The organism is Microcoleus sp. PH2017_28_MFU_U_A, assembly GCF_020738035.1.
GTDB lineage: Bacteria > Cyanobacteriota > Cyanobacteriia > Cyanobacteriales > Microcoleaceae > Microcoleus.
The window spans coordinates 14,778-29,159 of sequence record NZ_JAEQCX010000027.1 but is presented as its reverse complement, the minus strand read 5'-3'; the positions used below and the strand labels follow the sequence as shown (position 1 = coordinate 29,159).

13 protein-coding genes and 1 tRNA gene are annotated in these 14,382 nt (G+C 43.3%); 6 read left to right on the top strand and 8 right to left on the bottom strand.

Translation table 11 applies throughout. The annotated features are described in order from the left end of the window. Positions 1–105: 105 nt before the first annotated feature. From JGK14_RS03480 to JGK14_RS03455, 6 genes are all read right to left on the bottom strand, one after another. Positions 106–1,236 (bottom strand): glycosyltransferase family 61 protein, encoded by a 1,131-nt coding sequence (locus JGK14_RS03480; protein WP_293241806.1) that lies wholly within the window; start codon positions 1,234–1,236, stop codon positions 106–108. A 469-nt stretch (positions 1,237–1,705) separates the two neighbouring features. Further along, positions 1,706–2,017, bottom strand: a complete 312-nt coding sequence (locus JGK14_RS03475; RefSeq protein ID WP_293186510.1) for an urease subunit beta — start codon at positions 2,015–2,017, stop codon at positions 1,706–1,708. Between the two features lie 36 nt (positions 2,018–2,053). Beyond that, positions 2,054–2,356: an urease subunit gamma gene (ureA, locus tag JGK14_RS03470; protein WP_293153142.1), complete on the bottom strand. Its 303-nt coding sequence runs from the start codon at positions 2,354–2,356 to the stop codon at positions 2,054–2,056. A gap of 316 nt (positions 2,357–2,672) precedes the next feature. Then, complete coding sequence (locus JGK14_RS03465) at positions 2,673–3,560, bottom strand: urease accessory protein UreD (protein ID WP_293186512.1); 888 nt, start codon at positions 3,558–3,560, stop codon at positions 2,673–2,675. A 66-nt stretch (positions 3,561–3,626) separates the two neighbouring features. Continuing rightward, positions 3,627–4,943, bottom strand: a complete 1,317-nt coding sequence (locus tag JGK14_RS03460; protein WP_325314769.1) for a photosystem II assembly protein — start codon at positions 4,941–4,943, stop codon at positions 3,627–3,629. After that, on the bottom strand, positions 4,936–5,859 hold the full coding sequence (locus JGK14_RS03455; RefSeq protein ID WP_293196995.1) for an SPL family radical SAM protein: 924 nt from the start codon (positions 5,857–5,859) through the stop codon (positions 4,936–4,938). The genes JGK14_RS03460 and JGK14_RS03455 overlap by 8 nt, the downstream gene beginning before the upstream one ends. Here JGK14_RS03455 and JGK14_RS03450 point away from each other — a divergent pair. Beyond that, on the top strand, positions 5,858–6,157 hold the full coding sequence (locus JGK14_RS03450; protein ID WP_325314768.1) for a hypothetical protein: 300 nt from the start codon (positions 5,858–5,860) through the stop codon (positions 6,155–6,157). The two genes, JGK14_RS03455 and JGK14_RS03450, sit on opposite strands and share 2 nt — an antisense overlap. Before the next feature lie 432 nt (positions 6,158–6,589). Beyond that, on the top strand, positions 6,590–8,365 hold the full coding sequence (locus JGK14_RS03445; RefSeq protein ID WP_293186518.1) for a sensor histidine kinase: 1,776 nt from the start codon (positions 6,590–6,592) through the stop codon (positions 8,363–8,365). Between the two features lie 407 nt (positions 8,366–8,772). Here the strand turns inward: JGK14_RS03445 and JGK14_RS03440 are convergent. Continuing rightward, a tRNA-Leu gene (locus tag JGK14_RS03440) sits at positions 8,773–8,857 on the bottom strand. 199 nt (positions 8,858–9,056) lie between these two features. Between JGK14_RS03440 and ndhL the strand changes: the two genes are divergently transcribed. The 4 genes from ndhL (at position 9,057) to JGK14_RS03420 (ending at position 12,019) form a co-directional block, all read left to right on the top strand. Next, entirely contained in the window at positions 9,057–9,272 is a 216-nt protein-coding gene (gene ndhL / locus JGK14_RS03435) for an NAD(P)H-quinone oxidoreductase subunit L (RefSeq protein ID WP_293153127.1), read from the top strand. Next, on the top strand, positions 9,273–9,578 hold the full coding sequence (locus JGK14_RS03430) for a DUF3007 family protein (RefSeq protein WP_293186520.1): 306 nt from the start codon (positions 9,273–9,275) through the stop codon (positions 9,576–9,578). A gap of 328 nt (positions 9,579–9,906) precedes the next feature. Further along, complete coding sequence (trpA, locus tag JGK14_RS03425; protein WP_293219030.1) at positions 9,907–10,704, top strand: tryptophan synthase subunit alpha; 798 nt, start codon at positions 9,907–9,909, stop codon at positions 10,702–10,704. 610 nt (positions 10,705–11,314) lie between these two features. After that, complete coding sequence (locus tag JGK14_RS03420) at positions 11,315–12,019, top strand: DUF6658 family protein (protein WP_293186522.1); 705 nt, start codon at positions 11,315–11,317, stop codon at positions 12,017–12,019. 724 nt (positions 12,020–12,743) lie between these two features. Here the strand turns inward: JGK14_RS03420 and JGK14_RS03415 are convergent. Then, positions 12,744–14,375, bottom strand: coding sequence for a YcjF family protein (locus JGK14_RS03415; protein ID WP_293219032.1), 1,632 nt, complete (start codon positions 14,373–14,375; stop codon positions 12,744–12,746). Positions 14,376–14,382: the final 7 nt, after the last annotated feature.

Genomic DNA, 14,382 nt, shown 5'->3' with positions numbered 1-14,382 from the left:
TATGCCCACGGAGCCCTATGCCCTATGCCCATGAGTACCTCATCTTTTTGAGAAAGGCTATATTTACAACATTTGTGCGATCGCCCCATTTGTCGATTTGTAAATTCATTCCAGCATTTTCTTGATTTCCCTTCTCAAAACCTCCACATCCACCGTCATATCCATGCTAATTAAACTCCAATCTTCCGAATCGTCGCTGTTATCAACCATACGGGAGTATTCTAATCCCAATATCTGGGAAATGTAATAGAAAAACGGCGGCGTGTACCCGCCATAAAAGCATTCCAATACTTTCGTTCCAGGCTGACACCACAACAAATTTGTAAAACCAGCGCCGTGAGGGCCAACAACCACCGCTGCTTCTGCAAACAGGCGAATTTGTTCATCCACAGTGCGCGAAATATCTTCCAAAATTTCAAAACCAAACTCTTTCAACACCTCTCGTACTTGTGCCTCATTTTTAACCTGGCGTTGCCCGCTTCTAGAAAGATACAATTTCCTGTAAGGCTTGACATTTTCCTTGAGACAGAATTTCTTCCGCAAAAGCTCTATATCGTAAGGACTGGGGAAATACCAATCTTGATTGTTTCCTAATACTAAACTTTCTGCATGATATCCTGTATCTCTAGCCCGAGTGTCGATTAGCGAGCTTTTAGGAATACCGAGTTTGGTCAGAAAATCCAACTCAAAAGCTGTATGGCGCAAAGGATAACAAATTTTGGCTTCTTGCCAAATCTCCTTACCTAAAGCCTCCTCAATCCTACAAAGTTTTGCCAGTACAAAAATCACATAATCGTAATAACTGCACCACAAATGCGACCAAGGAGCAACTACCAGCGGATAGGTAATTTGGTGGGATTTATAAGGCCATTCCAGAATACCCGCGCCGCTAATCCGAAAATCTAGGTCTAACAGCAACTTGTGATTTAGCAGCGTGTTTCCAGACGTACAAATAGTTAGAGCCTCTATGTGTTTATTCACGGAAATTTTCCACACATAATCCGGGTCAAAAGACACGGTTTTTTCTGTGGTAAAAAACCGAGAAGGTACTCCATTTACTGAGGTTAATGCAGGTATGTTGACGGGTTCGTGCTGCTGTTTGTAAACGATGCTGTTATCTAATAATTTGATGCTGGTACGCCGATCTAACGGGGTTCTCCAGATACGCCTCGACGTTGCAAGCAAACTCTGCTTCAACATCTGTTTTATCTGGTCAACTAATTTTGGATTCATCATGCGCTTTTGCTGTGTATGTTTGCGGTTTTGAATACCAATATCGATCGCAAACTGCCGATTTTAACTCGCTCAAAAGTCTGAGGTTTCACTAACAAAAGAAAGGCATTTATACACTTATGCAGAGAATTTTTTTTGACATTGCTTTGTCACTCTCCAGCGGTAGTGCTGTTCAACAGTTGACAGTTGGCAGTTGACAGTTGACCGAAGGAGAGCGACCTCTACCTAGAAGGAAGAGAATTGGAGTAATGAATAGTCTGATTTTAATTTCTCCCGATCGGGGAGAGGCTTTCAACCAATTCTTTCTGGTAAGTGATACCATTTTGATTTTAGCTTTTCCATAGGATGACCGAGCGCGATCCTGGTTGGGATTGCGAGGTTAAAGTTGCATTATTTTAACTGGGATGAGTTTTAAGTTAACAAATTCCCAATTCAACATTCAACACTTGCAAACGATTTTCTGCTTTCATACTTAACTTTCCAGATGACCGTTCACTTTTCCATTAAAGCCGTAGACTTGACGGCTACCCACAAACGGTACTAATTGAATTTCTCTTTCATCTCCCGGCTCAAATCTAACTGCTGTACCTGCGGGGATATCCAACCGCATTCCTTTTGCTTGTTCTCGTTCAAATTCTAAGGCTTCGTTCGCTTCGTAAAAGTGATAGTGAGAACCAACTTGAATGGGCCTGTCACCCGTATTTGCAACCAGCAACCGCACTGTTGGGCGATCGGCATTTAGCTCAATTTCACCGTCTGAAACAATCATTTCTCCCGGAATCATATCTGTCTCCTGCGAGTCTGTGGGTTTAAATATTATTTAACGAATCGGATCGTGCACTGTCACCAACTTAGTTCCGTCGGGAAAAGTCGCCTCAACTTGCACTTCATGCACCATTTCCGGTATCCCTTCCATCACATCTTCCCGCGTCAGGAGAGTTGTCCCGTAGCTCATTAAATCTGCGACGGTGAGGCCATCTCTTGCTCCTTCTAAAATCGCGGCGGAAATGTAGGCTAGTGCTTCTGGATAGTTTAATTTTAAACCTCTGTGTTTGCGACGCTCTGCTAGCAGGGCGGCGGTGAAAATCAGCAGTTTGTCTTTTTCTTGGGGGGTGAGTTGCATTTTTATTCTTGTAAGTGCGATCGCATTATTTATTCAAGTTCAACTATCAGCCGTGGCAAATCATCGGTAATTACATCCCATGACTCAAGATAGTGTTAACATCTGGTTTGTGTCAAGGTGATTTATCCTTTTGTTTTTGGACTTTAGCAAAGAACCGAAAACGACTTTTTGCCGATCGCATATTTCTGACTTAAATCGGCTATATTTGTCACGACGAATGTCAATCGGAAGAAGTAGTCTGTCTGGTACTGGGGGCGGGTATTGCATTTGATGTGTTGCACCGGAAACAGAAAGTAGGTGAAACTAAAAGAGAATGCTATTTTATCCAAACTCTGGGCAAACAGCAAGGGCGTTCTGAAAAAGACAAGCGCAGCAATTCCCAAATAGCGACAAACCAGTCTCTGGCGGCAGCGGTGGACGAACCGCGATATCGGCACAGCAAACCGTTGGGAATGCGAGTAACGCCGGCAGCAGAATTAACGGCTACAGATCCGGAATAAATTGTATCTTCGCACCGCAAAGCTCGCACTTTTTCCAGCATCTCGGCTGTGACTGGTTCGCCGATCCAAGCGAGGGTAGCAACTACGGGTTTTCCTGCTAAGCCGTGAGCGCTTTCGAGCATTTCGCCCCCACCTTTGAGCCATTGTCTGTCAATCCACAGAGGGCTGTTTTTTTGCCAGATTTCGGTGTGCGATCGCCATTCTCCAGACAAGAACTTTTCGCCCCTAGCACTGCGTCCGAACCGCGTAATTTCCCACAGCAAAATACTGGCTTGCGGTGCTAATTCTACCCGCAAGTCTTGTCGGTAAACTGCGCCGTCGAAAACGATAGTTTCCTGGGGAAGCCATTCCAAATGAGCGCCAGTATCTAGTTGAATGTCAATATTTTGTTGCGCTGACTGTCCGCTGCTGCGATAAATTTTACCAGCCGCAGCACTGGTGATTAAGGCTTTGGCGTTTTCTTGGAGGTGGAAATTGAGCGAAAGGCGATCGCCCCCGACAACTCCCCCAGCCGTGTGCAAAACTACGCTGTGACAAACCTCTTTCCCTTCAGGATAAAACGGACGCTGTACCTTGAGCGGCGCTTGCATTTGATTGTGAATAATTTGGGTAGCCCCGTCACGGTTTGCGTAGGCTAACTTGAGGCTGCCATGCCAACCATTTTGAAATTTATTTGTAGAGGGGTCAGTCAAATTTTTGAGCATATTTTTTTGCATTAAAATTCAATACCTATCAAATTATATCTGAGTTATTTTACTCATTTGAAAACTTCATTTTTGGGCTAATATTACATAATCATCAATTGAGTAATTCAAGTCATAACGTAAGTTAAAGTGCTTACGAAAAAGTGGACTGATGAATTGCTGGGTATGAAGATTTTCTCTAGCAAATTTTCCAAAATTCGGATGGGATGTCCGGCTGTTTGTTGAATGTAAATATTTATACCAAACCAAGTTTAACCCCACATCATCAAGAAATTGTTTGACCACACTTAGCTCCTGTTCGCAACTTTCAATTTGACGAATATTGTAAGGTTTAAGCAACTTATTTTCTTGAATAATTAGCAAAACATAACCACAATCTGTCAGGCAATCCGTAAATATATCCTTATAAATGCGATGGGATTTTTCTCTTCTATCCTCATCGTTAAAAAAACAGTGAGAAATTACAATAAAATCAAAAAAGTTTTGAGGAATTTTTCTAGATTGACTTTCACCATCAAAGATACTAGAAGTGTCAAACCGAAAGTAAGCATTGATCGCTTGGGGTTCCATATATTGCCGCCAAAATTGGAGTCCGCGATATTGAAAAGCTTTTTGCTGTTCCAAAGAGTAATAGGATATGTGCATTGGCGGTATTAAACAAAAGTCGTTAATAGTTTGCAGGAACAAACCTAGTCCGTAGGCAACTGTCCCCGGCCCTGCGGCAATATCAAGGATATTGACTTTAGTTGGTAATAATCCTGCTTTGTAAATGAGAAACCAAGCTAGATATGCACAATAGACGTTATCTAGGAAATACCTCATTAAATAGATGTGAGGACTGAGTTCAAAACTGTATCGAGGATCTTGTCCTTCTTTGAGTTTTTGTATATCGTCAATAGCTTGTTGAAGTAAAGAATCAAAATTTGTTTTTTGCCGACTCAAATTATTCAGCTCATTTTTGATGAAACCAGCCAAATGTTGTTCAAACTTATCAAATACTTTTTCATAAATCCCTGTGCATTGAATCATGCTGGCATCGCATTCTTTAAGCTTGAAACTTTGTGAAATAACTTCAATAAATTGTGTATCCGGAGTCAATAAGCTTAAGTCATCAATATCTCCGGGAAAGGCATCAATTTTTCCGAACCCCAGTTCCAGTTCTAACTCTGCTAAACGCCGATCGCCTTCTTGGAGGCGGTTATTTTTTTGTTGCAATAATTTTTCAAGCTGTAGCCATTCTTTATATAGTTTCTCCTGCCACGATAATTTTGCCCCTGAATTTTGTATTTCTTTTAACAGTTTTTGGGCAAGTCGATTATTTTGACTCTTAACGGCTTGGTTAAACTTTTGAGAACGCCACCAGTTAGCTAGCAGATTATTCATAGCCAAATCCCTCTTTGCCTTCCATGATTTCAACATCCGGGAGCATCGCCTTGAGTTTATTTTTAAACTTGCGATAACTCTGCTGTTCGCTATTGTACCACCAAGCGTACTTTTGTTTAAGAGCTAATGCTTCTGAGCGCGTTGATGCAATTAGCGATCGCTCGTTGCTGGCATGAAAATCTTGAATCACTACCCGATCGACAACTTCTAGCTTGCTAATAAAATTACCTTCATCTTCGGGTAGGGTAGGTAGTAGTGGGGTCACAGTTATAGAAAATCTGACTTCGCAATTTTCTTGATAAGGAAAGCTGTATTTCAGTTTGGCAATAGCTTTAAGTCTTGCAGGAATACTCGGAGATTTTGGTTCAAAATCTTTCCGCACTTTTTCGCTACCAGTTGGAATGCTCATGTTGATTCGCAATCGCTGGAATTGCTGTAAAATATCGATATCTCTAGTTATCATAGGACTGCGAGTTTGGATAACCAGCGTCGGCTGATAGGGAACCATGACTTCTAACAAATGCCTAGTTAGTTGTTCTTTCGATTCAATTGGCTGATACGGATCTGTGACACTACTCATGTAAATTGTCGGTGGGCGATCGGGGTTTTTCTTGTGCCAACGTTCTAACTCTTTCTTAAGAATTGCCACTGCATTTTGCTTGATAATTACCCAATTTCCCCAATCATCTCGCATCTGTGAATTCGGGCTGAAAGCAGCAGCATAACAATAGCTGCATCCGTACTGACAGCCCCGATAAGGATTTAGCGTGAAATCGTAAGCACTGATAAATCCAGTAGCTTTGTTAAGCACTGATTGTGCATTTTGTGCATACACTTTGGCATTCCCGAAGTTTTCCCTGAGTGCGGAAGTGTGTTTTTTGCCGACGGAATATCCCTCATACTGAGACTTTACCATGATTACACGTGCTCCACGATTAAAAGAGAAAATGTTTAGGGATGAGAAATGCGATGGTGTTTCGATTTTACTATTTTATAGTACCGAACTAAAAAAAAATTGCCAAAACAGTGGGGAATTACTCAATTTTATAATAAGTTTTTTGAAGAAACAACTAGCTAACTTTATAAACTGTATTTTAAGGTCGATCGCCAATGTAATGCAAGCTTATGGATTTACTGACAGCGACGATATTTTCGCAAAATTGCTGAAATCCCACCTAGAACTGGCAAAAAAAACCGGAAGAACCCGTAGTTAGAGCTTGTATCCTTAACTAAGTAAGTGAAAATACTGTAGCTTTTTTTATGATTTTTGTAAAGTTGCGTATAATCACATAAATTGTTGATACAGATCACAAACACTTTTGTCTAAGAACAGAGATAATTAAGGCGTTATGGGGTAAATCGCGTCGGCTGGCAGCTCAGATAGCAATTGATCTGGCAAATTCAATAGAAAGATTAGTTTGACATTTTGTACTCAACCAACTGTCAGGCTAGAAAACGAAAAAGTTAAAAATCCGAAAAATTATTGTATCTCCCTATCGTTTTTTTAGGGAGTAGAATACGAAGTATTATAATTTTTCAACAAATCTACTGATTAACTGAGAAATACAGGTTTATGCTGTTTCTCGATATTGCAAAAAATTGTGCAGGATGTCAACTACTCCTGATTTGTTTGGGAGGAACTTTCGATGTTATTATTGACCGACACTCAGCCCCAAGATAGCAAAGTAGAGCCAGCAAACTCTGCTCAGAAAAAATTGTTACACCATAGATTTATTAATTTAAACTGGCTAAGGGAACGATTCAACCATTTGCGGATAGGCCAAAAAATCAGCTATGGCTATGCTTTAGCTATCGGCATAGCGATTTTGGGAACGGGTGCGGGCCTGAAAGTGGGAGACTACTTTCGCAAGCAAGCTTTAATTCAGGTAAATGTTGCTCAACAACAACAGCAACTGTTGCAAAATTTGCAAAATAGCATATTTGAAGCCCGATCGCACGCAGCGAGATTCCCGGCAGTTTTGGGAAACACGGTGTGGCTGCAATACGAACACGATCGGTTTGTCCAGCAAATCAATCAGGCGAAAATCCTGATTGCGGAAATACAATTTTTTGCGATCAAAAATCCCGACTGGCTAGCAAGACAAGAGAAAGATTTGCAGTCAATATTGCCAAGGTATGCGATGGTCATCGATTATTACGATCGGCTAACTAAACTGCAATTAAAAGAAGCCGAAGTGTGGCATTTGGAAGCTAACCGCATCGAGTCGGCACAGCTACAATTGTTGAGAAATCGCAGCGGCGAAGAGGCGATCGTACTAGATAAACTTTCCGATCATTTAACCCAATTAATTGCTACTGTAGACATTCAAAAAATGCAAGGGGTAGAAGCATTAGAAGAAGCTGAAAGTTTGCGAAACCGAATTATTCTCGGGAGTATGGTAATTTCAGGACTTCTCGCCGTGTTACTGGCGGACAAAACGAGCCGCGCCATTGCCCAACCCCTCGAAAGCGTGACAAACGTCGCCCAGCAAGTAGCCCGCGAATCTAATTTTAACCTGCAAGTACCAGTCACAACTGAAGACGAAATCGGAGTTTTAGCGGCTTCTTTCAATGAATTGATTCAGCGAGTTAGCGATTATACACAAGAACTAAAAGAAACTCAATCCCAATTAATTCAGACTGAAAAAATGTCGTCTCTCGGTCAAATGGTGGCAGGGATCGCCCACGAAATCAACAATCCGGTTAATTTCATCGGTGGTAACATTGACCATGCTAATAGATACATCCAAGATTTGGCAGACTTGGTAACTCTCTATCAAGCATACTATCCCAACCCACCGGATGAAATTAAAGACTGCATCGAAGACATTGAATTGGACTTTCTCAGCAAAGATTTGCCAAAAACGCTTGCTTCGATGAAAATGGGAGCCGATCGCATTCGCGAAATTGTCGTATCCATGCGGAACTTTTCCCGTTTAGACGACGGTTACATGAAACCTGCGGACATTCACGAAGGAATAGACAGCACCCTGATAATTCTCAATCACCGACTCAAACAAGGTATCGAAGTTATTAAAGAATACGCTAATTTGCCTCCGGTTGAGTGCTATGGAGCGCAACTGAATCAAGTATTTATGAACGTACTCGGCAATGCAATTGATGCGCTGGAGGAGGTAAAAAAGGCAGACAGAGCGTTTTCACCAACGATTTGGATCTGCACGGAAGTTACGGCAGATAATGCTATCACTGTCAAGATTCGGGATAATGGGCCGGGAATTACCGCAGCCACTGCCCAACAGATATTTGACCCGTTTTTTACTACAAAGTCGATCGGCAAAGGCACTGGATTAGGATTGGCTATTTCCTATCAAATCGTTGCCAAGCATCAAGGCAAAATTGAGATGAATTCTCAAATTGGACAGGGGACGGAATTTGCGATTACTTTGCCAATTGCTGAGTAATATAGCAGGCGATCCGGGACGGGCTAGAAGCCCATCCCACAAATCGGGGGGTGCATCTCAATGCAAGCGAATATATCCGTATGGGCTATAGCATGACCGCAGAAAATATGGGATTATAACTAATAACTTATATGCGGTCATGCTTCTTCAGGCTTCAAAAACCAGATCCACCCAAATCCGGGACGGGCTAGAAGCCCATCCCACAAATCTTGCAAGCATTGCTATAAGCTAGCGCGCATCTAATTTGAAGAATTCTCTTTCTTACAACTCTTGTGGGGTGGGCTTCTAGCCCGCCCGAAAAGTTAAATCCGCCACATCTTAGGATTTAGAGAAAGATGAGCGGAAATTAGAACTCTTGGTGTTGAGGCCAATCTGAAACTATTAGCTCACAAACCATGAAAATTTAATGGGGGTGGAGGGACTTGAACCCACACGACCGTTTCGGGTCAACGGATTTTAAGTCCGTAGCGTCTACCATTCCGCCACACCCCCTTTCGTGAAGCTGCTGCTGTGGTTTTGACCCACTGACAACAACAGCCTTTTATTCTACACGCAAAACCCTAAATAGCGCAACCCCTAATTGAAAAATTCTCAAAAGTCGCGCTGTATCTCCCCAAGCGGTACAATAGTTAACCAGCTAGCTGAGCGTGTCAACCGACTGACCCTGTTATTATTCCCTTAAAGCAAATCTATGTATATTACCTTGCTGCTTTACGCCGTCTTGGGAGGAGCTTACCTCCTGGTAGTACCCGCGGGCACCTACGCTTACCTGAACAGTCGCTGGTACGTGGCCTCCTCTTTTGAGCGTGGCTTCATGTACTTCTTGATGTTCTTCTTTTTCCCTGGTATGTTTCTCCTCGCTCCTTTTTTGAATTTTCGCCCCAAACGGCGGCAGATAGAAGCCTAAATGCGACGTATTGACGTAATTGGAATCAGTCTAGGCTTTTTTGTAGCGGGTGGGTTGGCCTACTTGGTGCTACAATTCGCCGGACTCGACAGCATGAATGCTGGGATTTGGAGTCAGTTATTTTTGATAGCTGGCTTGATTGGCTGGCTGGTGACTTATTTGTTTCGAGCGCTTACTCAAAAGATGACTTACAGTCAGCAACTGAAAGAGTACAAAGATGCTGTCTTGCAGAAGCAGCTCGATGAACTCACTCCTGAAGAGTTAGCCAAACTTCAAGCCGAAATTGAGCAGGAAAAAGATAGTTAGTCAGTGGTTAGTTGTCAGTTGTCAGTTGTCAGTTGTTAGTGGTTAGTGGTTAGTTGTCAGTTGTTATATCATGTCCGGTCGATCGACCGCGATTTTTGTAGGGGCCCGTGAGCCAACAATACCTGCCAATAATTGATAATCTCAAAAACCCGCCCCGACCGGGATATTATGGTTAATCAATCGGACATGATATTAGTTGTTATTAGCTAATACCAACTGCCAACAACCAACTGCCAAGAATCAACTGCCAAGAATCAACTGCCAAGAGTCAACTGCCAAGAATCAACTGCCAAGAATCAACTGCCAACAACCAACTGCCAACTCCCTAATGACTATTTCTCATTGTTTTGAAACGTTGCGAAAAAGCAACCAGTGTGGATTAATTCCTTTTATTACTGCTGGCGATCCAGATTTGGAGACAACGGCTAAAGCGCTACAAGTTTTGGATGATAACGGTGCAGATGCGATCGAGCTTGGCGTACCTTATTCCGATCCCCTAGCTGACGGGCCGGTGATTCAAGCTGCTGCTACGAGGGCGCTACAGCGGGGAACGCGGTTAGATTCGGTACTGGAAATGGTAGCGAGAGTTAGTCCGAATTTGCGATCGCCCATCATTCTCTTCGCATACTACAACCCGATTTTGTACCGAGGTATCGAAACCTTCTTGCAGGAAATCAAAAGTGCTGGAGTTCAGGGATTGCTTGTACCAGACTTGCCCTTAGAAGAAGCTGACAGCCTCATCCAACCTGCCAACAAATTAGGGATTGAACTCACCTTATTAGTTGCTCCCACAAGTCCCAAAAGTCGCATAGAAGCGATCGCTCGCGCGTCTCAAGGATTTATTTACTTAGTCAGCGTGATGGGGGTGACAGGAGTGCGGGAAGGCTTAGATACGCGAGCAAAAGAGTTGCTGAAAGAAATCCGCAGCATCACCGACAAACCCATCGGCGTCGGCTTTGGTATCTCGAAACCCGAACACGCCCGTCAAGTCAAAGAATGGGGTGCAGATGCTGCGATTGTTGGTAGTGCTTTTGTGAAACGCTTGGCCCAAGGAACTCCAGAAGAGGGTTTAGAGGCGATCGGCGAATTCTGCAAGAGTCTAAAAACAGCTATTCAAAATGATTAGTAACTGTGCAGATACTTTCCGCCATTAGACAGATGTGGGCGATCGGCACGTGCGGCGACAATTGCCATTAAAGACCTTGTTGTACTTGAGATCGTACACCCATTTCCTTCTGGTTCCTGACCGGAAGGTTTTTTTTACCTCCCAAAGCGCAAAACAGTTCAACTACAGTAGTCCTGTCCCGATCGCCGCTATATGTATACATGACTCGCTCTTCGGTGATAGCACTCTTCAACAGTTGACAGTTGACAGTTGACAGTTGACAGTTTGAGAGCGACCTCTACCCTTAAGTCCGAGGATTGGAGTAATGAATAGTCTGATTTTAATTTTCCCCTCAAAGGGAGAGGCTTTAAACTAATTATTTCTGGTAAAAAATGCTTTTTACTATCATTTAGCTCTCATTCCTGCTCTCGCGACTATAACTAAAGCTTTTGTTATTGCTTCTAGTATGACTTAAGGAATGTTACTTCAGATAGATGAAAAACTTCTGTTTGTCTTCGTATATTTAAAAAAGTGTTTGAGTGCTTAATGTTTGTAATGGTAGCCACCTACAGAACCACCAGGCATTTAAACATATTCCAAAAAATAAGTCACCATAGAAAGGAGCATTTTTATGAACAGACTAACTGCATTTCTGAAAAAAATTCGAGCTGTACAAATTTTAACAGTGTTTCTCGTCGGCATTTTAGTATTTGTGAGCACTGCCTGCAAGGGATCTGATGTCATAGCCGGAAAAACTGCCGACCAAATTAGAAAAGAAGTGCCTTCAGAGGCTGTAACTTCCGTATACAAAGGCGGCCAGAATCAATACAGCGATGACGATCCCAGAAACCCAATGGTTAAAGGAGTAGAAGCAAAAGCTAAGCTTCTTAAAGAGGAAGCCCAGCGCCGCATCGAAACCAAATCTAGTAGCAATGTGCGTGAAAATATCCGGCGGGTAGCAGATGACGCGCCGAACAAACTCGACCAAATTGGCGAGAAGATGAATGACAATGTTCGTACCGCTCAGCAGAAAGCTGATGAGTTTGGTGACAAAACAAAACAAGGCTTTGCTAATCTTAAGGAAAATACTCGCGAAGGCTTGAAGGGAGCAAAAGGGATTGTTAAAGAAGCCACCGAGGGAGCAAAAGAAAGAGCTGCTGAGGGTACTGAGTCGCTGAGATATAATGTCAGCGAAGGCAAAGAAAATGTCAAAGATGCAGCGCGAAATGTAAAATACAACGCTGAAGATGCCTCGGACAAGGTTCGCGCGAAAGTAAATCGAGATATTGACAGAACTCAACGAGCTGCTGAAAGAGCGGTAGACGCGATCGACTAATTTGAAATAAAGCTATTTCCCGATCTCAAAGCAGCAGTCAGACAGAGTTTTTAACCTACCTCTGTCTGACTGCATTTTATTATTCTAGTCTGTTTTAACCCAATACGGTTTACTTAAGATGGTCCGAAGAGAGGCACGTTAGCTTTCGCGATCCGAAGGAAAGCAATCTCCGTATCTATTGTTCATAGGGTTTTACCCCCAGGGTGTTCTTAAGTAAACGGTATTGGGCTTTAAGTTTTAACCCAAGACGCTTGCAAGAATAAGTAGGTAGGCAGGATTAAACCGAACAATGTAACAGTATGTAAACAGGCTTAAGTCAGCCAGTAGAAAGCATTTGGACACTTTACAATCGTTTACATAGTTGTGTTTTAAAGCGCCGACTTACTTAGAGCCAAGTCGATCAAACCATATGAAAAATAGACACTCTTGTTTGCTTTCCTTCGGATCGCTGCGCTAACGTGCCTCTCTTCGGACAATCTTAACCTCAAGAAAGGCTGGTTTCAGCAGAATGAAACATGAAATAGCCCTGGAACTAATGACTGTTGACTAATAACTAATAACTAATATAGCCTTTCTCAAAAAGATGAGGTATGGCTGACAGCTTACATAACCGCTTAAATCAAGAGGGCTGAAGCCCAACAACGTACCTCGTCTTTGTGAGAACCGCTATAACAACTAACAACTGACAACTGTCAACTGTCAACTGTCAACTGTCAACTGACAATTACCATTCATCGTTTCGCTTGTTGCTGTGGGTTTCCCAATCGTCGCCTGGGTGCTGATACAAGGGTTCGGGTTCCAATTCTGCTGACATTTCTAATTCTGGTTCCGATTCTTCTTGCTGGTAGATGTTTAGAGGTTCGACAACGCGGGCGATCGCATCTTTGACAAAAGCTTTGACAAACTCGTCTTTCCGATTTAACTGAAACTGCCTTTGCACGACTTCGGCGATGCCGCCGTCACCCCAATCTTGGTCGTGTCGGAAATATTCAATAAAACTTTTCCCGGCAATTCTGGTTAAATAAGCGGCGCTGACTGCTTGAATTGCTTTGCCAAGTACAAATCCGGCTACACTTAACTGCAACGCCCTTGAGACTACTTGAATTACGCCTTCAACTATTCCTAAGCTGGCTAGGGTTTTGGCGAGAGACAGGGCTAGTTCTTTGGCGCGATCGATATTTAATTCGCAGCCGTAAATCTTGGCAATTTCTACTACCATTTGAGCGTTAACTGCTGCTGTCGCTAACAAATCTACAACTGGCAAAGGCGTAACGGCAATTACTCCGGCTCCGATCCACTGAAAGCGCTCTACTACTTTATCAGCAGCGCGCCGTCTTTGAGCGTCAATTAATTTGCGTGCTTGGTCTCCCAAATGCTGAGATTGTAGCAAAATGTTGTCCGCAATTAAGTCTTCGCCTTCGGCTCGCAAAATTGCTGCGATTCGCCGAATTAATGGCATCATATCGGGGTCTGGCTGAAATATTGTCCCGCTTTCTAGTACAACTTTTTGCGGGTTGGCGCTAATTGCAACTACATCCATTGCTGATATTAAACCTTTAACTCGCTGTCGCAGTCGATCGAGAATTTCGTCTCTGTCGTTGTCGGGATAAAGGTCTACTTTATTAAAAACCACGATCGACCTTTTGCCAATTTGGGCCAAAGTCCGCAGCGGTTCATACTCAGATTTGCGTAAATCGCCGTCCAACACAAATAAGATCAAATCAGCCCGGGCCGCCAACTGCCGCGCCAATTCCTCTCTGTAAGTCCCCGCTACTCCCGCTTCCAAGATGCCTGGGGTATCAGTAATTGCTAATTCTCGATCGACTCCTTTCAATTTCAGAGTGTAAGTTTCTCCAACTTCGGTAGTTCCCATTGGCGCCCCCACCTGTCCGGCCATCCGCCCCACCAGCGCATTTACAGCCGAAGTTTTGCCCGCAGAACCGGTACCGAAAACAACGATCCGAACATTGCCGCGGGCCATGCTAGCTTCTATTTCGCGGGCTCTCAACAGCAAAGCTTGCCGTGCTACTTCATCTTGAATGCGATCGACTTGCTGCCTGATTGCTTTGAGATTTTCCGAAGCAGCTTCGCTTTTGACAACAGGAATCTTCGGATCTATCGCCCGTTTTCCCTTAACTTTTCCCGGACGTTGCAGCAGCCTAAAATAATAAAACAGCGCAAAAATTAGCGTTGCTAAAAGTACCACGATCAGGAAAATTAGCAAATTAGCCAGCAGCGGAGAAGCAGACCACGCAACTTGACTGTAAAGCCCCGTTAAGGAACTCACCAGCCCAATAATCAACCCCAGGGTGAGGCAGAAAGCGGCAATTAATGTTAGCAGGCGCGGCAAAGGCATGGGGCAG